Origin of the sequence: Falsiroseomonas sp. HW251 (assembly GCF_050563545.1) — a bacterium.
In the GTDB taxonomy this organism is placed as follows: domain Bacteria; phylum Pseudomonadota; class Alphaproteobacteria; order Acetobacterales; family Acetobacteraceae; genus Falsiroseomonas.
Genome location: NZ_JBNXUM010000044.1, coordinates 1 through 17,872, shown reverse-complemented (window position 1 = coordinate 17,872; position 17,872 = coordinate 1). Strand labels below are relative to the sequence as shown.

Sequence of the window (17,872 nt, the reverse complement as noted above, 5' to 3'; positions counted from 1 at the left end):
GCGGCCACGAAGCTCTATGGCAGTGGAGTGAACTGGAGCTGCGAGAAAGGCGTCACCCGGTCCGTACGGACCATCATGAACTCGGTTTCGGGACCCAGCCACCTGTTCCAGATCGCGGTCAGCTCGCCGTCGCGTTCCATCTCGGCCAGCGTCTCGTTCACGCGTGCGAGTAGCTGCGGCCCGTCGCGCTTCATGCCGATGCCGATGGGCTGCAGGGCCATCGGCTCCTCGATCATGCGCATCGGGATGCCGTCGGCCTGCGAGTCGTTGACGAGCTTGGTGATGGTCATAGTGTTAGCCACGATGCCGAAGGCGCGGTTCTGTTGGACGGCCATGAAGGCCGATCCCGTATCCGCGAAGGCCAGCGGCTCCGACCCGTTCATGCGAATGGCGAGCTCGGACGTCGAGCCACGGGTCGAGGCCAGGCGCCTACCATGGCGAGGCTGCTGTTCTTGAAGAGCGAGACGGTATGGTTGACGATCGCCGGGCCGGCGTTGCGCATGGCCTGGGGCAGCAGCACCCAGCGCATCGCACCGAGGAAGGAATGGCCGAGCGCGCGGGACGCCTCCCACTGACCCTTCGGTACGGCGCGCAGGCCGGAGCGCAGGTTCTCGCTGAAGTAGGCCGCCTGGCAAAGGCCGAGCGCGATGATAGCGAAGAGCGCCTCGCTGTTGTGGTCGGCGAGCCAGAATTGGGCGTCCGGCGGCAGCAGGCTCGCGATGCCGAGGTACCAGAACATCACCTGGACGAGCGTCGGCACGTTGCGGTGGTAGGAGATGTAGGCGGCCACACCTGCCTCGGCGACGCGCGAGGGCAGCATTCGAACCGCGAGCAGCGTCCAAGATTTCCGCCTTCTCGTCGTGCACGCCGTCGAGCAGCGTGAAGCTGAGCGTGTCGCGCAGGCGGAGCGAGCGATAGACGCAGTTCAGCCGGACATGGATCGCGAATGCATGGCCGACCGCGCGCACCGTGCCGCCATTCGTGAATTCGAAGGACAGCGCCGGCTGGCCGGGGAGCAGGCGCAGCCGGTCGCGAAGCCGGCGAGCAGGCCAGGACGGCCCATGGCCGGATAGAGCTCGAGCCAGATGCTGGCATAGATGGCGGCGGCCTGGTCCACATTGGCGGAGGTGAGGTCGAGCGCGAAGTCAAGCGCGCTGTCCGCCAGCACCGGGGCCGTCCGGCCCTCGCCGGCTGCCGGCACCGGCACACCGAGCCGCGCGGCAAAGTCGCACAGCGGCACATCCCAGACCGTACGGTCGAAGCCGGGGATCGCCTGGCTCAGCGTGGCGCTGAGCGCCGCCTAAGAATGGTCCGGATGCAGCGCGCCGGTCGACCAGCGCGCGACCACTGATTTGTCGACCCCGACGCGCTGAGCGAGGGCGCTGCGGGAGAGGTTGGCGCGCCCGACCGCTAGGCGAAGCTGTCGATGGGCGTGCCGCGCGCCATGCCAATCCCACAAATGGATGTGACCGTCCAGCGCAGTGGCGGCGATATCACTGCGCGCTCATCTGCGGCGGATCGGCCAAGCGGGCCGACAAGCGCGGCGAGGAAAGCAATCCGATTGTGGCGAGCAACATCTCGGGCCTCGGTGCGAATGCCCGCAGGTTGGACCACCAGGACCTGTCGCGGGCAGGAGCGCCGACCGGCGTCATGATGCCCATCACGATGCGCCACGACGTGGTACCTGCCGTGCCGCATGGGACTGCCTAAGGCGACGACCTTACACGCCGTGCCCGAAGTCCGCGGCTAGCCGGAGCTTCGCCTTCCCGATCTGCTCGCCGGTTTCGGCCGGATGCGGCGTCAGCTTGCACTGCATCTGTCTGCAGGGTCTCGGCTGACAAAGGAGAAGGTGGTGCGGTCGTCATCGCGAGTCTCCGGCGACGCTTCAATCAGCGTTCTCACAACCGGTCTCGGCCAGGGAGCTACCGCTTGGCCTGACCCACTGCAGGCCCTCATCGAAGTTTCGCTGTCGAGCTACGCCGGCGGCAGGTTTGGTACCTCTGCGTCGTCCGCGCAGAACGGCACGCTGCAGCTTGGCTTCTCCACGTCAACGCGCGCAGCCGGTCCGGAGACCGACAGCCCTGTCGAGCATCTCCGCAATTTTGACACTCAGCATGATGTTGGCGAACGGGCGCGGCCGTGCCGGCAGCCGCGGCGATCACCTCGCGTGCGTTGCCCTACCCGATGCGGATCAGCCGCGTCACCTGGCCGTTGCTCTCCCAGTAGGTCTTCTTGCCTGCAATGAGCGGGTCGTCCATCGCCGGCTGCACCTCGCCGGACGTGTCGATGGCGCGCGAGGTAATGCGGTGCTCGCCGGGCTGCGGCGTCCAGTCGAGTCTCCAGAACCGCCACGCGAAGGGCGCCGCGGGGTCCGCGTCCGCCAGCGTGGCCCGTGCCCAAGGCCCGTCATCGACTTTGACCTCGACAGCCGCGATCGGCGCGGGACCCCAGGCCATGCCGGTGATGCGATAGCGCCCGTCGCGCACCGTCACGCGCGCCGGGGCGGATTTCAGCCGTCCTCGGCCGACCGTACTCTCCGTCACGATGGTCTCGTCGCCCCGCCGCTCCTCGCGCACGGTGACGTAGTCGCGGGCCATGAAGCGATTAACGAAGCGCGTGTCGCGCACCTCGATGCGCTGGAGCCATTTGACATTGGCGATGCCATACCAGCCCGGCACGATCAGGCGGACGGGCGCGCCGTGCGCCGCGGGGAGGTCCTCGCCATTCATTTCGTAGCACAGCAGGTTGGCCGGGTTCATGGCATCGTCGACCGGCATGCTCCGCGCAAAGTTCGCGGAGAACCTCAGTTCGAGCGGCGTGCCGGCGCGCACCACCTCCTCGGCCTTATCGGCGCCGTAGAACACGACCTCCTTCGCGTCCTGGCTGATCCCCGCCCGCCGGAGGACGTCGGCGAGCCGGACACCGCCCCAGCGCGCGTTGCCGATCGCGCTACTGAGAAAGGGCAGGCCGTGGTTGCCCGAGCACTCCAGGGTATAGGTGACCTCCTGACGCGGCGCGGCCTTCAGATCGGCGAGCGACAGGCGCAGTGGCGCACCAACGCGTCCCTCCACTTCGAGCCGCCATGCCGCGGGGGTGATTGCGGGCCAGCCGTAGTGGCCGACCTGGAAGAAATTCGCGATGGGCGTGATCCAGCTGTCCAGAACCTCCCATGGCTTTAGGTTGCGCGCCAAACCCGCCAGCTCGGTCGGAACCGGCGGCGGCTGGTCGGCCCAGAGCAAGGTCCGTTCGCCCTCCTGCGCGGCGGCCGTCCAGGACCCGCCACGCAGCGCCAGCACACCAGCAGCTGCAGCCACGCCGGCAGCGCCACGCATCAGCAATTCACGGCGTTGCGGATGGTCCATGTGCGTCCTCCCCGGCTCCCGCCGTCGGTGTCGAAGGCGTGAGCTACCAAGGACGGAGGATCGCGCCGGAACGTCGGAACGGCTTCGAGGCCCGTCCAGTCGTCGATCCCAGCGTCTCACTTCAGCGGTTGCTCGGCATGAGCACAATGAAAATGACAGCAACGAAGCTCAACGCGCTGCGAGGCGCCCGCCGTCCGTGTCTCGCCACCGCTCGCGAGGATGGTTGTCAAGGGAGCCGGGGCTGACATTCCGTCGCGGTCCTGCCGGACGGGCGCAGGCATCCGGGTGCAGGAACGGCAGAGGGTGCGATGGGTTCGCGACCCGCCGATACGTCCGCACCGCGGGTACGGCGCTGCGGCCTCCCGGTCGGTCCGCTGAGCGATCCGCTGCCGAATGTCTGCTCCCCGCCCTGAGCGGTCATCCCGGGCGAGAACGCCGAGCTCGGCGACAATGAAGCTCGGGAAGAGCTTGGGGGACCCTCAGCACTGTTCGGCATAAGCCGATGCGCGTCCCCGCATCTCCAACTTGCCCACAAGTCAAAGCCTTGCAGCAACCCCGCATCACTCGATGCCGAACGGGCAAGCGGGGAAGGCTCACGTCAACCTCTTGGGCCGGAATTTCGAGCCAGGGCTACGCCGCGGACTTCAGGACGCGATACGACAATCAGCGTTGGATCTTAGTTCAATCCATTGTCGTTCAGTCGAGGCCCCGGGCGTTGAGGAAGGCCCGTTCCGCAACGTCGCTCCAGTCGCGGATCGAGGCCTGGAAGGCCCGATGGCTCTCGGCAATCAGGCGGGCATGGCTGTCGCGCTCGCCGGCCTCGGCGACGACTTCGCGACTCTGCCGCAGCATGGTGCGCAGCAGCTCATCGTCGAACCGGCGGACCTGCACCGTGCCGGCATCGCGGAGCCGCCGCAGCCAGACCGCGTTGTTCGCGTTGAACTCGGCAAGGGATCGCGAGAACTCGCCGGCCGCGATGCCCTCGATCAGGCGCCGGTCGCTCGGCGAGAAGCTCTCCCAAACAGCCTTGTTGATGCCGAGCGTCAGCGCCGTGCCGGGCTCGTGGAAGCCAGGGTAGTAGTAGTAGTTCGCGACCTCATGCAGGCCGAGTGCCATGTCGGCCCAGGGTCCGACCCACTCGCTCGCATCAAGCGCGCCGGAGCGCAGCGCGGGGCGGATTTCGCCCCCTGCCACGGTCACCACCGCCGCGTCCATCCGCCGCAGTACCTCGCCACCGAGCCCCGGCATGCGGTAGCGCAGGCCCCGAAAGCCCGCGGCCGAGGTGATCTCGCTGGTGAACCAGCCGCCCATCTGTGAACCCGTGCTGCCGCACAGGATCGGCTTGATGCCATACTCGGCGCTGAGCGAGTCCCAAAGCGCCTGGCCCCCCCCGTACCGCACCCAGGCGAAGTGCTCCTGCGCGGTCAGTCCGAACGGCACCGCGGCGAAGAAGGTGAAGCCGGGCGACTTGGATTCGAAGTAGTATTCGGCCGAGTGGTACATGTCCGCCAAGCCGGCCGCCACGGCGTCCAGGGTCTCGAACGGGCGCACGACGGCGCCGGCGGCGGAGACATCGATCCGCAGGCGGCCATTCGTCGCGGCCTGGATCGCCTCCGCTAACTGCACTGCGGCGTCGAGGGTTCCCGGCACGTTGCTTGGCCAGTCCGTGACCATCCGGAGTTCCCGGATGCCCTGCGCAATCGCCGGCAGCGACAGCGCGGTCCCGACGGCGCCGGTGCCAGCCAGCAGGTATCGCCGCTTCATGCCGCCCCCTATCTCGGCGCATCGCTACGGCGAGCGCTTCTTCCGCTGGCTTAACAGAGCAGTGTCCATTCCGGAAGCGGCTGGCGGTCCATGGGTTCCGGTCGAAGGGCCACTCGTTGCACCCTCGGGTTCCCGCCCATTCGGCACTGGGGCATAGTGTGCAGAGGGGGGCGTCGAGGGAGACGTGACGGCGACGGCGGCGGACGCGGCGGGTTCAGGCAGCGGTGCGTTCTGGCGCGCCGGCGTCCGCATGCGCCTGCTGCTCGCCTTCCTGGCGATCAGCGGCTTCTCCGTGCTGGCGGCCGCAGCAGCAATCTATGCTTTCCGCGAGGTCGGCGAGCGAATCGAGGTCGTGGAGACGCAGGTCTCGCCGGCACTGACGTCGCTCGAGGTATCCCGCTCGGCGGAGCGGATCATCGCCGCCGCGCCCGCCTTGCTCGCGGCCGTCGATACCGCCCGGCGCGATCAGGTGGCAAGCGAACTGCGGGCCGAACTGGCGCGACTGAACGAAAGGCTGCTGGAACTGAACCGCGGCCAGCTCGAGGCGGCACTGCTGACGACAATCAGGGAAAGCGTCGGCTCGCTGTCGGCCAACCTCGCCTCTCTCGAGGACCTGGTCGCGCGGCGCCTCGTCGCGGGTGAAGGCGTCGCGCGGCAAAGGCGGCGCGTGCTGGAGACCCATGAAGAAACTCAGCGGCTGCTTGCGCCCTGGCTGATGGTGATCGAAGGCCAGATCGCTCGCCAGGCGGACGCCGTGCGGCGCGGCGGCACGCCTGCGGCGATGGACGATGCGGCGCAGCGCCTCGTCGCCTCGATCGCGGCCCAGCGGCCGGCACTGGCGGCGCAGCGGCAGTTCTCGGCGATCGTGGACATGCTGTCGGAAGCCTCCACCGCCGATCAGGAACGTCGCGTGCAGGTCCTGGCCTTCCAACTCGTCCGTGCGCTGCGGGAGGTCGCGGCAACCTCCGCCGAGCTGGATGCGCGCCTGCAGCCGCTGTTCATCGCGCAGGTAGCGAAGCTTCGGGAGCTGAGCGAGGGGCCCGACTCGATCCCGGCGGCGCGTCAGCGGGAACTCGCACTGGGTAACGGCGCGGCGCTGCTGGCCGAGAATGCGCGCCTGTCGGCCGGCCTGACCGAGGCGGTGGACCGGCTCGCCGCAGCCGCCAAGGCGGACACAGCGAGCGCGACGCGCGACGCGCTGTCGGTGCAGCGGCGTGGTACCCAGGTGCTTCTCGTGCTCGTCCTGCTCAGCCTCGTCACCTCGGTGCTGATCGTGTGGCTCTATGTCGGCCGGAACATCGTGCGCCGCCTGACGACGCTCGGCGACGGCATGGTGGCGATCGCCGCCGGGCGTCTTGGCGCCCCCGTCGCGGCGGAGGGATCGGACGAGATCGCCGCGATGGGCCGCGCGGTCGAGGTGTTCCGGCGCAACGCGATCGAGCTCGACCGCCTTCTGGCGGAACGCAGCCAGACGGCGGCGCTGCTCGAGCAGCAGGTGCGGGAACGCACGGCGGAGCTGGAGCGGCGCCGGGCCGTGCTGCGCGTGACCTTCGACAACATGGGGCATGGCGTTGTTATGTTCGACGCCGAGTACCGCATGGCGGCCTGGAACCAGCGATTCATGGACCTGCTCGGCCTGGACGACGACCGGGTCGGGCTGGCCTTCACTTACGCGGACTTCGTTCGTGGCCTGGCGGAGCGCGGCGAATACGGCGCAGACTTCGAAGCGGAGCTCCGCCGCCGCGTCACCGATCTCGACAGGCCGTTCACCGACGAGCGGACGCGGCCCGACGGCACGGTGCTGGAGATCCGCCGCAACCCGGTGCCGGGCGGCGGTTTCGTGCTGATCTACACCGACATCACCGAACGCAAGCGCGCGGAGCGGGAGATGGCGGCGGCGCGCGACGCGGCAGCGGCGGCGAGCCGGACGATGGAGGCAGCCTACCGCGAACTCAAGGCCGCGCAGGCGAGCCTAGTTCACGCCGAGAAGATGGCGTCGCTGGGCCAGCTAACCGCCGGCATCGCGCATGAGCTGAAGAATCCGCTGAACTTCATCAACAACTTCGCTTCCCTGGCGCAGGAACTTCTGGACGAGCTGAAGGAGACGCTGGGCCCGGTCCTTGCCGCCGACCGCGCCGACGAGGCGAACGACATCGTGGCGACGCTGTCCGGCAACCTCGGCAAGATCGTCGAGCATGGCCGCCGTGCGGACGGCATCATCCGCAGCATGCTCCTGCATTCGCGCGGTGGCAGCGGCGAGCGCCAACGGACGGACGTCAATGCCCTGGTGCAGGAGGCGCTGAACCTCGCCTATCACGGCGCGCGGTCGCAGAACCCCGAGATGAACGTCACGCTGGAGCGCGACTTCGACAAGGCCCTCGCCCCGCTGGACATGGTGCCGCAGGACATCACCCGCGTTCTGCTAAACCTGTTCGGCAACGCGCTCTACGCCACCGACAAGCGGCGTCGCGAGGAACGCAGCAGCACCTGGCGGCCGATCCTGAGGGTCGTGACGCGCGACGCCAGCGACGGCGTCGAGATCCGCGTTCGCGACAATGGCACCGGCATGCCGCCGGAGGTGCGCAGCAAGCTGTTCACCCCCTTCTTCACCACCAAGCCCACCGGCGAGGGCACCGGGCTCGGCCTCTCAATCAGCTACGATATTGTGGTGCAGCAGCACGGCGGCAGCATCGATGTGGAGAGCGAGCTCGGCGCCTTCACCGAGTTCACGATAAGGCTGCCGCGGGCGGCGCGCGGTGGGGCGCCTGCCACGCCGGAGCCGGCCGACGGAGCCCTCGCATGAGTGATGGCGGCGTCTGCATCCTGGTGGTGGACGACGAGCCCGACATGGCAGACCTCTTCCGACAGCGTTTCCGGCGGGAGGTGCGTGACGGGACCTACAAGCTGCGATTCGCGGCCTCGGCGGAGGCGGCGCTGGACCACCTGCGATCCGACGCGCGCCAAGAGCCGATGCTCGTCCTGTCGGATGTCAACATGCCCGGCATCGACGGTCTCGCCTTGCTGCAGGCTATCCGCCACGAATGGCCCGACCTGCCCGTGGTGATGGTGACGGCCTACGGCGATGACGAACGCCGGTGCAGGGCAGTCGCACTCGGTGCGGCCGACTTCCTCGGCAAGCCCGTCGATTTCGACCATCTCAAGCGACGGTTGCGCGACATCGCGCCGGACGGAAGCACGGCATGAGCGCTACGGCGACGATCCTGGTCGTGGACGACGAGCCGGACTTCGAGCTGCTGGTCACTCAGCGCTTCCGGCGCAGCATTCGCAGCGGGGAGCTCGTCTTTCACTTCGCGCGCGACGGCGAGGAGGCGCTCGAGATGCTGCGTCGGGTACCGGGAATCGACCTTGTCCTAACGGACATCAACATGCCCCGCATGGACGGGCTGACGCTGCTGCTGCGGCTGCCGGAGGTGGACCCGCAGCTGAGGGCGGTGATTGTCTCGGCCTATGGCGACATGGCGAACATCCGCACGGGCATGAACCGCGGTGCCTTCGATTTCGTGACCAAGCCCGTGGACTTCGACGACCTCACCGTCACGCTGAACCGCGCCGTCGATCATATCCGCTCGGTCCGCGCCGCCCTGCAGGCGCGCGACGCGCTCCTCGCGGTGCAGGAGGAGCTCGCGGTCGCGCGGAGGATGCAGCTTGCGATCCTGCCGCAGCCTCTTCCCGATACGCCCAGCCGGGAACTGCGCGGCTTCATGCAGGCGGCACGCGAAGTCGGCGGGGATTTCTACGACTTCTTCCACTTGCCGGACGGGCGGCTGGGCCTTGTCATCGCGGACGTCTCGGGGAAGGGGGTGTCCGCCGCGCTCTTCATGGCGGTGACCCGGACGCTGCTGCGCATGGTTGCCCTTTCGGGCGACGATCCCGCGCAATGCCTCTCGACCGTCAACGATCTGCTGGCTGCGGACAACCCGGAGCTGATGTTCGTCACGGCCCATTATGCGGTCCTCGATCCCGCGACCGGGTTGCTCGAGTACGCCAGTGCCGGACATCCCCCGCCCTTGCTGATCGGCGCCGGTGACGCGCCGCGCGAGTTGGCGGGCTGCGACGGCATCATGCTCGGCATCGAGCCAGGGTATGAATACCCGCTCCGCCGGCTGACGCTCGCGCCGGGCGACGTCCTGTTCCTCTTCACTGACGGGGTGACCGAGGCCGTCGATCCAGCGAACCGCTTTTTCGGCAAGGAACGTCTCGCCGAGGCTCTTGCGTGCCATCGTGGGCTTCAATGTCCGGATGTCCTTGCGGCCGTGGTCCGGGAAGTGACGGAGTTCGCCGGCAGCGCGCCTCAAGCGGACGACATCACTTGCCTTGCGCTCCGCTATCTGAACGCAGGCTCATAGGAAGCCAGTAGGCGTTAGCCGCACGCTAGGGGCAGCGCCGGTGCGCGCTGAATCACCGCCGAGCGGCTGACCACGGCTTGGCTCATGAGATTGCCGCATGAGACAGTCGGCGGTCTCGGAAATCTGGCGCTGATCAGGCGCAAATCGCCGCCCTGACGTTGAAGATCCGCCCCACCCGCCCGAAGTAGTTGTCCCGTAGAGAAGCGCAACTCAGCGGCGAGAAAAGCTCGGCCGAGCTTGTTTGCTCCCCAGCTCTGTTCGGCATAAGCCGATGCGCGTCCCCGCATCCCGAATTGCTCGAAAAATCAAAGTGCTCCAGCGACCCCGCATCAGCCTATGCCGAACGGGCGAGTAGAGGGAAGCGGACCGTCACGTCCGGCGTCGACGACCCGTTGTGGAGGCTGCCGGAAGATGGACATCCGCCATGCGGCGCGTCTTGGAAACGCCGCGACCCGTACTCACCCCTGTGGCGTGATCGGCATGAGTCACGGATATCGACTACGTCCGCCGGCAAATCCGCGTGCCTAAAAAGGTCCGATTTCCGCCCTTCTGCGACCATCGTAAGCGAGGCCTACGGACCCTTGCGGCCTTCGCTTGACGTTGTGCCGTTTTCTTCGGCGGCCGCCCAGCGCAAGGGCATGAGTTTGTGGATGCTGCTATTGGGCCAGCCGTTGACGAGGTGGGTCAGCACCTCGGCTAAGTAGCGCTGCGGGTCGACGCCGTTGAGCTTGCAGGTCTCGACGAGGGAGGCCACCGCCGCCCGGCGGGCCCCGCCATCGTCGCTGGAGGTGAACAGCGCGTTCCTGTGGCTGAGGCAGATGGGGCGGATGTCGCGCTCGACGATGTTAGTCAGACACTTAGAGTAATCGCAGCCTCCGCCCTATGTCGGAACCCCGAGAGCATGGCGAGGACGGCCGACGTAGGCGGGATGGGGCTGCATTATCCCCGCGCGTCGAACGTCGCTTCCGCTTCACGATGGACGACGCGCCACCATCGCTAATGAATTTGGATCTGGCTGCGTCGGTGGCGCTGGGCTGCAGCCAATTAGGGACACGCCAAACATACTACAGAGTTTCAAGCACTTCCTCGATGCTCGCCCGCACAAAGCCATTCGGAACGGCCGTTCCAGGCTCTGCCAGTTCGAAGCCGCCCGGGACGACGTCGATGCTGTCCGATGCCAGGTTCTGCCAGTCGTGGTCGAAAATCTCGGCGAAGTAGCGGGCGAGCTCCGCATCCTCGAAGATCAGGCTGGCGTCCCGGTTCAGCGAGACCCCCTGCTCCGATAGGTTCTGGCTGCCGAGCATGACGCGCTTGCGGTCGACGACGATGCCCTTGGTGTGAAGGTTCTTCTGGACCCGTACTGACGCCATGTCGAAGCCCAGGTCCTGCAGCGCCTCCAGGTTCCGGCGCGCATCGGCCTTCATGATGATGCGGAAGGCAACGCGGACCGCGACGCCGCGCTGCTGCGCGTCGAGGATCGCGTCCATGATCTTGGCAAGCCTGGCGTGCGAGGGCTTCGGCGCGTTGAAGGTCTGGTTGTGGATCAGCAGCTCCTCCCGCGCGCTGCGGATCAGCTCGACGACCTTGGCGTGGTAGTTGTCGGGCGTGAGCAGCGGCTGCACGTCGAATTCGCGTGTCGCGTCGAAGGGCTGGAAGAAGCGGAACGGGCGCGCGCCCGGGCGCGGCCTCGGCGAAGAGCGCCTCCGGGACCAGCAGGTCGGGTAGGATCAGTGCCTCGTCCTCGCCGACGCCCTGGTTGTTGTCGAAATCGTTGCGGAGAAAGCTGGCGAAGGTGGCGGCGAGGCCCGGATGCTCCACGATCGCGTGCCATTCGCGGTTGTAGTTGGTCAGCCAGTCGCGCCGCGGCTCCTTCAGCGGATCGGCATCGGGCTGGTTGGAGGATTGCCAGTTGCCGCTGGACAGCCAGAAGGCGCCCTTGCCCCGGATGCCCGCGTCCCGCACCGCCACCTTGATGTGGTAGGATGACGCGACCCAGCCGTTCACCACGCCGATCTTCACCCAGGCATGGGCGAGGCGCGGGCCGAAGGCCTGGGCGAGCTGCTCCACGACATCCTTGTCCGTCAGGTCGTTGGCCTTCGTTCCCGTGCCGACGCTCTGCCCGGGCTGGATCACCAGGTGCAGGTCGCGGAAGCCGCGCTTCGCCGCCAGCCCCGCGATGGTGTCGGCGATGTGCCGCGCGCCGAAGTCGTACATGCCGACGATGAGGGAGCGCGACGTCCCTTCGAGGAACGGCCGGAGCTGCGTCCAGCCGGCATCGGGGCTGACATGGGCGAGTACGCGCATGGTCTCGCGCACGCGCTCCAGCCCGGCGCCCCTGGGCGGGCGATAGGTGATCTCGGCGCCCAGCGCATCGGCGCCGAGGCCGAGTGCCTCGGTCGCGACGGCGGCGCCCCGCTTGTCCGTAAGCATCTCGGCCAGGCCCGGCTCGCTCACCTGGATGCGGAGGCCGCCGAAGCTCTCCGGAAGCGGGTCGATGCCGACCTCGCGCAGCGCGGCGATGCTGCGGCGCCGGCGTACCGTGGCGACGAGCGCGCGCTCGCGCGTGATGCGCCCTTCGCGGAACACGTAGCCGAGCCTGAGGCCGACCAGGTCCGTCCGCCCCGCGAGGGCGGCCCGCGCGTGGGCGAGGATCTCCTCCGGCCCCGTCCGGGCCGAGCGTCGCCGCGGCGGCAGCGGGCGGCGCGCCGGCGCCGGAGGGCGCGGCCGCCGTGGTCGGCGAGGCGCCGCCGACCAGCAGCGCGGCCTCCAGGCCGGAGCCTAGCATCGCCTCGAACAGCGCGCGCTCGGCGATGTCCGTCACCTGGCCGCGGAGGTGGCCGATGACGCGGCTGATCCGAACGCCCTCGTTCGCGATCCGGTTCTCGCGCAGGCTGAGCTGCTTCGGGTCGCCGCCGGGATGCTGGATGATGTTGGCCCATTGCGCGGCGATCGCCTTGCCCTCGGCCTCGTCGAGCAGGTTGTACCCGAACTCCGCAAGCGGGCGGCCGTCGTTGGCCACCGGCCGAATCGCGACCACGGCGTAGTCCAGCCCCGGGTCGGCGTGGAAGAAGACCTCGGGCGCGAGGGTGAAGGTGCGGCTTGCGGCGAGGGTGCCATCCCTGCGCCGGGCATAGTCGAACTCCGCCATCGATGCCGCCGCTACCCGCGGGTCGCCCAGCACGTGATGGTTGGTCATCATCAGGCGCGGGGAGACCATGAAGCCCGTGCCGTAGCCCGCGGCCTTGCCGGCGGCGACGCCGACCCAGATGCGGGCCACGGTGCGGGCAGCGCGCAGCCCGTCCTCGAGGAAGGCCACGCCCATCAGGTCGTTGCTGCCGAGGATCCGCTCGAGCGCGAAGCCGTCGGGCAGGCCCTCCGCCGCCGGCGCGAAGCCCTCGGTCGGCAGGGGCAGGCCGCGGCGGCGCAGGAACTTCTGGACACGCTCGGGGCTGTCGACCTCGAGATCGCGTCCCGCCCTCATCAGTCGCAAATTCCGCTCGCGGACCGTCTCGCGTTCGCGGTAACGGCGGGTGGCCGATGCAATCTGGCTCGCGTCGAGGATCATCACGGCTCTCGTGCGTGCAATTGGCGGACCAGACAATCGCACGGAACGTTGCGCAATCGAAGGATTTCTTTACTGGGTCCGTAAAGGCAGGCCCCCAGCTTGCAATATGCCGACCTCAGCCTCTCGCCTTCAGGCAGATGCGTTTGTGTGCAAGCCACCTTGGACCATCTCGGTCAGCCGGCTCCTCCAGCTTGTCGAGCGCCCTGAGGGACAGTGCCGCTCTGCTGTCGGCTACCGTCTCGATCCGCACCGCCGCGTTCGCCGGCAGAGCCGCTGCGGTCCCGCGATACGACGCATCGAGCCGCTCGGCCATGCGCGAGACCTCCTCGGCGCCGGAGCCGGAGACGCCAAGGGTGCAGGAGATGGCAGGGCGGGCCGCCGCCCAGGCCGCGCCGTCGAGCAGGCCGGCGCTGGGATCAGCGTAGCGCAGGCTGGGGCGGGCGAAGAGGTTGCGGCGGCGAAGCGCCGCGTGCATCCGCTCCACGAGGCAGAGAGTCCAGGCCTTTGGGTCCACCTCGCCGTTGCGGATGACCCGGCCACGCCAGGCCGGCGGCCGGTCACGAAATCGACCGGCAGCTTGCGGAGCTTCGCGCTGGCCCCCTGCGCGCGGAGGTGTTTTACCGCCGCCAGCAGGGGTCTCGCGGCTGGGACCGCACCGAGGCGCGCGGCGCGCACGAGGTCGGGGTCACGCCATGGGACGGCGGCTGGCATCACGCTCGCCGGGACGGAGCAGGAACGCCGCGGCCCGCTACGACTTAGTTCGACCCCGAAGCGGACTCTCGCTGGGCAGCCTTCGGCGCTTCTTCGATTGGCTAATTCGCCTGGGCGTTCACCGCCAAGTCTATCGCTCCGCACCAGCCGGCATCGGCCGTGTTCTCAGGCCAGCGAAGCCAACGGCAAAGCGCTCTCCCCATGACCAGCTCCAGATCGTCGCCCCTGGGCGGCGGCGTTGATTCACTCCTCCTGGTGCATGAGGGCGCGGCCATGATGGAGTGACCGGCAGGTCCGGCAGGAGGCGCTTTTCTACGGCTTCGGCCTGGAGGAGCATGTACCTGCTGATCACCCTACTCCGAGCCATCGACCGCTTCGTCGAACTGAGCGAGATCCGCAGACAACTCCAGCCCTTCCACAGCGGGCTCCTATTCAGGCCGTCCCTGCGCATTCGCCGCGCGTCGGTGTCTTGAAGGCGGGCATGCAAAGACACCTCATTGCGCCCGGATGCCGGCTTCGCGAATGACGCGGGTCCATTTGGATGCTTCCTCGCGTAGCTGAGCCGCGCATTCCACAGGTGTGTTGCCGACTGGATCATAGCCTTGGGCCGACAGTTGACTCTGGGTCTCCGGCATCCGGAGCAAGTCGGAAATCTCACTTTGGAGCCGGGCTATGATCCAGTCCGGTGTTCCCGAAGGCGCCAGAACCGCCGTCCAGATATCGGCCGCGATATCCGGGTGTCCCAACTCGGCCATCGTCGCGATGTCCGGCACGGCCGACGCGCGCTTAGGGCTGGTGATTGCCAAGGCGCGCAGCCTGCCGTCTCGAACATATGGTACTGCGACTGGCACTGCGCTGAATGAGATCGGTGTGTGTCCCGCAAGTGTCGCGGTGACGGCGAGCCCGCCGCTCGCAAATGGCGCGTGCACGAGATCGAGACGCAGCGAGAGACGGAACAGCTCGCCAACCAGATGGGCGGGTGTGCCAACTCCGGGAGAGGCGTAGCTGTAGCGTCCCGGCTCCGCTCTGATCAGAGCGACAAGTTCCTCCACCGTGCGCGCCGGCAGCGAAGGGTGGACAGTGAGCGCAGTCGGAGCGGTCATCGCCATAGTGACCGCGGCGAAATCGCGTTCCGGATCGTAGAGAGACTGATCATACAGGCTCGGGTTGACGACGAGATTCGGCCCGGTGACGAGGAGAGTATATCCATCCGGCGCCGAGCGCGCCGCCCGGCCCATGCCGATGTTCCCTCCGGCACCGCCGATGTTTTCAACGATGAACGGCTTACCGAGCTGCTCAGTCAGGCGCTGCGTGATCAGTCTCGCCACGAGGTTCGTTGGTCCGCCCGGTGGGAATGGCACGATGACGCGCACAGGGCGGGTCGGATAGGCCTGGGCGCGTGCAGCGTATGACAATGCCTGCAACAGTGGGGCTGCGGCGGCTACGCGGAGCAGCCTGCGGCGACGGAGCGTCATCACACTACTCCCTCCATCCGGCCCAGTCGCGCGGAGCACCCTAGGCCGGCGGCAACGCTAGCACTTGGCGCGTTATTTGAGCCATTATGGCGAAGGCGTGAAACTCATATCGAACGGATATGGCAGTGGAGCTACGTCACCTTCGCTATTTCATAGCCGTGGCAGAGGAAGGTCATGTGACGCGCGCCGCCGAGCGCCTTGGGATGCAGCAGCCGCCGCTCAGCCAGCAGATCAAGGCGCTGGAGCGCGAGATCGGCGCGGACCTGTTCCGCCGGAGGCCGCGCGGCGTGGAACTCACCGAGGCCGGGCGTGCCTTCCTTGCCGATGCGCGCGCCATCATTGAACGCCTCGGACGCGCGAGTGAGACGGTGCGCCGTACCGCGCGCGGGGAGCAGGGGCGCCTTTCCGTCGGCTTGCCACCGACCGCGCCCTTTCATCCCTTCGTGCCCTATGTGATCCGCGCATTCCGGGATGCCTATCCGATGGTGTCCCTGACTCTCGAGGAATCGCTGCGGACGGAGCTGCTGGATGGGCTGCAACACGAGCGGATCGATGTTGCGTTCATTCGCGCATCGATGACGGCGCCGGAAGGCTTGACGGTGCATCCGCTGCTGGAGGAGCCGATGATTGTAGCGCTACCGGCCATGCATGCGAGAGCCCGGCGCCGCCGTGGAGAAGAGGATGGCCTCGAGATCAACGATCTCAACAGCGAGACCTTCATCATCTACGCGCGCCAGAACGGTCCGGCGTTCTACGAGGAAACTCTGGCCGCTTGCCTCCGCGCGGGGTTTACCCCTCGGATGGGACAGGAGGCGCCACGCATTTCCACAGCGCTAAGCCTGGTCGCGATCGGCCTCGGCATCGCGCTCGTGCCAGCCTCGATGCGACGGGTGACAATGGATGGTGTGGCTTACCAGACCCTCAGGGGTTCACGATTACCCAGGGCATTTCTGGGGCTCGCCACCCGACGAGGTGATCCATCGCCGGTCGTGCAAAACTTTGTCGCGCTGGTGCGCCGAACGGTGCGATCCTGGGATCGGACGACCTAATTGCGCCTTTCGCAATCATATGCCGGAAGCGGGTCCGAACCTTGTCGCGCAGCTCATCCAGCAACAGGGCGAGCGGGGTTAGTGACACGTCGCCGCCCAACTCGTCCAAAACGGAGCGCCTCGCGCATCACATCATCTTATCGACGAAAAAGGCTGGGGGCAGTCGTTCCGAACGCATCCCGAGACAGAGCATTAGGCCAATCCCAGCTCTTCAGACCAACATCGGCGCGGCCGCCATGAGAAATAGCGTATATCATGCCGAAGCTGGCCAAGCGGAGCGACATCATGGCGGCCGCCGCTGGACAGCCAGGTCGTCGTGGTCGAGGACGAGCGCGACTAGCGCCTCGAAGGACTACCGCGCGGCCTGAAACCAACGCGCTCACGACGTAGGTGCCGCCCAACCGGTCGAGCATAACGACCGAAACACCGCGTCGCGCACGCGGAACAATTGAGACGCGCCAGGGCGCCCCGCGCCATCGGCGTGAAACCACTCCCCGGCAGAACAGCATCACGCCCGCCGAATACGGCCGGCTGAACCCGAAGGAGAGAGAACCATGATCCGCTTCCACCACCTCGCAGCCGCCCTTGTCGCCGGCGCCACGCTGACGGCCGCGGGCGGTGCCGACGCCTCGTTCACCAGCAACGGTGTGAAGTCGAACGGTACGAGCATTAACGGTATCAAGACCAACGGCATGAGCATCAACGGCGTGAAGGAGAACGGCAACGCCGCGGGTGCCGTTGCGGCGCCCGAGCTGCGCGGCGTCACGCTGCCGTCCGGTGCTGTCGCGCTGATCCCACAGGGCAACGCGCCCGATCATGGCGCGGTGCGGTCCAGGTGCAGCTCGCCGTTCGCGCCCCAGCCCTTTACACCCTCCGGCACCTGCGGTCTGAATGCCTCGTAGAGCTTGAAGCCGACGCGGTTCATGCTCGTCCGGCGGCAGCGTCTTCGCCAGCTTCTCATCACCGTCCGCGCCTCCTCAAGGCGGTCGCCAAATCGCGCGCGATCTAGGTCCTCGCCAGCGCCTCCAAAGTAGGTCCGACCGCTTCTACCTTTGTCGAACTGCCCGGCGCGGGCGCGCAATCCCGTCTCACCCCACCTCAAAGATCGCCTCGATTGGGCGCTACATCGCAATCTCGGGCCTACCAGGCGTCACGGTTGGCGATCTGCACCCGGAAGATCGGCTTGCTCCGCTCGACCTCCTCCTGCTCGTAGTTTTCGTCCGTCTTCTCCGGGTCGTAACCGCGCCACAGCCAGCTGAGGGATTCCGGGAGGTCCATGGAGCCTTGCGCGCTGGAGTGCGTGGCGACGCCGTAGCGGAAATGAAAGTCGTAGCCGCGCGTCTTGAGCGCGTTTGCCATCTGGATGTTGTTCAGTGGCCAACTGCCTGCGACGTAGAGATCCTGCCTGCCATTGCTGTCCACCTCGATGTCGTTCAACCCGTCGGACATCCAGACGCGAATGTTGCGCTTGGGCTCGCGCCGCACGAGATTCGAAAGTATATAGCCACCGTCGACGTGCTCCTCAGGCAGCCATTGCAGCCCTGTGAAGCTGCCGATAGTCGAGTGTACTCGGCTGAAG

General features: G+C 67.5%; 16 protein-coding genes and 1 pseudogene. 6 read left to right on the top strand and 11 right to left on the bottom strand.

Annotated elements, in window-relative coordinates:
* Window positions 1–14 precede the first annotated feature (14 nt).
* From ACLF3M_RS32365 to ACLF3M_RS32345, 5 genes are all read right to left on the bottom strand, one after another.
* Window positions 15–383 carry a transporter substrate-binding domain-containing protein gene (locus ACLF3M_RS32365; RefSeq protein ID WP_430661146.1) on the bottom strand — a complete coding sequence of 123 codons (369 nt, stop codon included), beginning with the start codon at window positions 381–383 and terminating at the stop codon, window positions 15–17.
* A complete protein-coding gene (locus ACLF3M_RS32360; protein ID WP_430661145.1) occupies window positions 380–820 on the bottom strand; it encodes an ABC transporter permease subunit in 441 nt (146 codons plus the stop codon). The genes ACLF3M_RS32365 and ACLF3M_RS32360 overlap by 4 nt, the downstream gene beginning before the upstream one ends.
* A 105-nt stretch (window positions 821–925) precedes the next feature.
* Window positions 926–1,240: a hypothetical protein gene (locus tag ACLF3M_RS32355; RefSeq protein ID WP_430661144.1), complete on the bottom strand. Its 315-nt coding sequence runs from the start codon at window positions 1,238–1,240 to the stop codon at window positions 926–928.
* Window positions 1,241–2,177: 937 nt separating this feature from the next.
* Window positions 2,178–3,362, bottom strand: a complete 1,185-nt coding sequence (locus ACLF3M_RS32350; protein ID WP_430661143.1) for a sulfite oxidase — start codon at window positions 3,360–3,362, stop codon at window positions 2,178–2,180.
* A 696-nt stretch (window positions 3,363–4,058) separates the two neighbouring features.
* Complete coding sequence (locus ACLF3M_RS32345) at window positions 4,059–5,126, bottom strand: TRAP transporter substrate-binding protein (RefSeq protein ID WP_430661142.1); 1,068 nt, start codon at window positions 5,124–5,126, stop codon at window positions 4,059–4,061.
* Window positions 5,127–5,310: 184 nt separating this feature from the next.
* Between ACLF3M_RS32345 and ACLF3M_RS32340 the strand changes: the two genes are divergently transcribed.
* From ACLF3M_RS32340 to ACLF3M_RS32330, 3 genes are read left to right on the top strand one after another with little or no spacing between them, the layout of a single operon-like run.
* The gene (locus tag ACLF3M_RS32340; protein ID WP_430661141.1) at window positions 5,311–7,929 is read left to right on the top strand and encodes a PAS-domain containing protein; all 2,619 of its coding nucleotides are present in this window, start codon (window positions 5,311–5,313) and stop codon (window positions 7,927–7,929) included.
* Window positions 7,926–8,330 carry a response regulator gene (locus ACLF3M_RS32335; protein ID WP_430661140.1) on the top strand — a complete coding sequence of 135 codons (405 nt, stop codon included), beginning with the start codon at window positions 7,926–7,928 and terminating at the stop codon, window positions 8,328–8,330. The genes ACLF3M_RS32340 and ACLF3M_RS32335 overlap by 4 nt, the downstream gene beginning before the upstream one ends.
* Window positions 8,327–9,493 carry a PP2C family protein-serine/threonine phosphatase gene (locus ACLF3M_RS32330; RefSeq protein WP_430661139.1) on the top strand — a complete coding sequence of 389 codons (1,167 nt, stop codon included), beginning with the start codon at window positions 8,327–8,329 and terminating at the stop codon, window positions 9,491–9,493. The genes ACLF3M_RS32335 and ACLF3M_RS32330 overlap by 4 nt, the downstream gene beginning before the upstream one ends.
* A gap of 571 nt (window positions 9,494–10,064) precedes the next feature.
* Here ACLF3M_RS32330 and ACLF3M_RS32325 read toward each other — a convergent pair.
* The 4 genes and pseudogenes from ACLF3M_RS32325 to ACLF3M_RS32310 form a co-directional block, all read right to left on the bottom strand.
* Window positions 10,065–10,340: pseudogene (locus ACLF3M_RS32325) on the bottom strand (transposase domain-containing protein); the annotation flags it as partial.
* A 217-nt stretch (window positions 10,341–10,557) separates the two neighbouring features.
* Window positions 10,558–11,115: a phospholipase D-like domain-containing protein gene (locus ACLF3M_RS32320; RefSeq protein WP_430661138.1), complete on the bottom strand. Its 558-nt coding sequence runs from the start codon at window positions 11,113–11,115 to the stop codon at window positions 10,558–10,560.
* Entirely contained in the window at window positions 11,064–12,689 is a 1,626-nt protein-coding gene (locus ACLF3M_RS32315) for a trypsin-like serine peptidase (protein WP_430661167.1), read from the bottom strand. The genes ACLF3M_RS32320 and ACLF3M_RS32315 overlap by 52 nt, the downstream gene beginning before the upstream one ends.
* A 484-nt stretch (window positions 12,690–13,173) precedes the next feature.
* On the bottom strand, window positions 13,174–13,542 hold the full coding sequence (locus ACLF3M_RS32310; protein WP_430661137.1) for a hypothetical protein: 369 nt from the start codon (window positions 13,540–13,542) through the stop codon (window positions 13,174–13,176).
* Between the two features lie 562 nt (window positions 13,543–14,104).
* On the opposite strand from ACLF3M_RS32310, the gene ACLF3M_RS32305 reads away from it, so the two are divergent.
* On the top strand, window positions 14,105–14,242 hold the full coding sequence (locus ACLF3M_RS32305; RefSeq protein ID WP_430661168.1) for a hypothetical protein: 138 nt from the start codon (window positions 14,105–14,107) through the stop codon (window positions 14,240–14,242).
* A 21-nt stretch (window positions 14,243–14,263) separates the two neighbouring features.
* Here the strand turns inward: ACLF3M_RS32305 and ACLF3M_RS32300 are convergent, their stop codons facing one another.
* Window positions 14,264–15,244 (bottom strand): Bug family tripartite tricarboxylate transporter substrate binding protein, encoded by a 981-nt coding sequence (locus ACLF3M_RS32300; protein ID WP_430661136.1) that lies wholly within the window; start codon window positions 15,242–15,244, stop codon window positions 14,264–14,266.
* Window positions 15,245–15,363: 119 nt separating this feature from the next.
* On the opposite strand from ACLF3M_RS32300, the gene ACLF3M_RS32295 reads away from it, so the two are divergent.
* Together ACLF3M_RS32295 and ACLF3M_RS32290 are read left to right on the top strand one after the other, a co-directional pair.
* A complete protein-coding gene (locus tag ACLF3M_RS32295; protein ID WP_430661135.1) occupies window positions 15,364–16,293 on the top strand; it encodes a LysR substrate-binding domain-containing protein in 930 nt (309 codons plus the stop codon).
* 554 nt (window positions 16,294–16,847) lie between these two features.
* A complete protein-coding gene (locus ACLF3M_RS32290; RefSeq protein WP_430661134.1) occupies window positions 16,848–17,195 on the top strand; it encodes a hypothetical protein in 348 nt (115 codons plus the stop codon).
* A 238-nt stretch (window positions 17,196–17,433) separates the two neighbouring features.
* On the opposite strand, the gene ACLF3M_RS32285 is transcribed toward ACLF3M_RS32290, so the two are convergent.
* Window positions 17,434–17,872, bottom strand: a 439-nt coding sequence (locus ACLF3M_RS32285; protein WP_430661133.1) for a hypothetical protein, incomplete at its 5' end; no start/stop codon positions are given.

Bases quoted from the DNA above. Each gene is read 5' to 3' on its own strand.
- ACLF3M_RS32365 (WP_430661146.1), bottom strand. From the start codon at position 383: ATGAACGGGTCGGAGCCGCTGGCCTTCGCGGATACGGGATCGGCCTTC.
- ACLF3M_RS32360 (WP_430661145.1), bottom strand. From the start codon at position 820: ATGCTGCCCTCGCGCGTCGCCGAGGCAGGTGTGGCCGCCTACATCTCC.
- ACLF3M_RS32350 (WP_430661143.1), bottom strand. From the start codon at position 3,362: ATGGACCATCCGCAACGCCGTGAATTGCTGATGCGTGGCGCTGCCGGC.
- ACLF3M_RS32345 (WP_430661142.1), bottom strand. From the start codon at position 5,126: ATGAAGCGGCGATACCTGCTGGCTGGCACCGGCGCCGTCGGGACCGCG.
- ACLF3M_RS32335 (WP_430661140.1), top strand. From the start codon at position 7,926: ATGAGTGATGGCGGCGTCTGCATCCTGGTGGTGGACGACGAGCCCGAC.
- ACLF3M_RS32330 (WP_430661139.1), top strand. From the start codon at position 8,327: ATGAGCGCTACGGCGACGATCCTGGTCGTGGACGACGAGCCGGACTTC.
- ACLF3M_RS32315 (WP_430661167.1), bottom strand. From the start codon at position 12,689: ATGACCAACCATCACGTGCTGGGCGACCCGCGGGTAGCGGCGGCATCG.
- ACLF3M_RS32305 (WP_430661168.1), top strand. From the start codon at position 14,105: ATGTACCTGCTGATCACCCTACTCCGAGCCATCGACCGCTTCGTCGAA.
- ACLF3M_RS32300 (WP_430661136.1), bottom strand. From the start codon at position 15,244: ATGACGCTCCGTCGCCGCAGGCTGCTCCGCGTAGCCGCCGCAGCCCCA.
- ACLF3M_RS32295 (WP_430661135.1), top strand. From the start codon at position 15,364: ATGGCAGTGGAGCTACGTCACCTTCGCTATTTCATAGCCGTGGCAGAG.
- ACLF3M_RS32290 (WP_430661134.1), top strand. From the start codon at position 16,848: ATGATCCGCTTCCACCACCTCGCAGCCGCCCTTGTCGCCGGCGCCACG.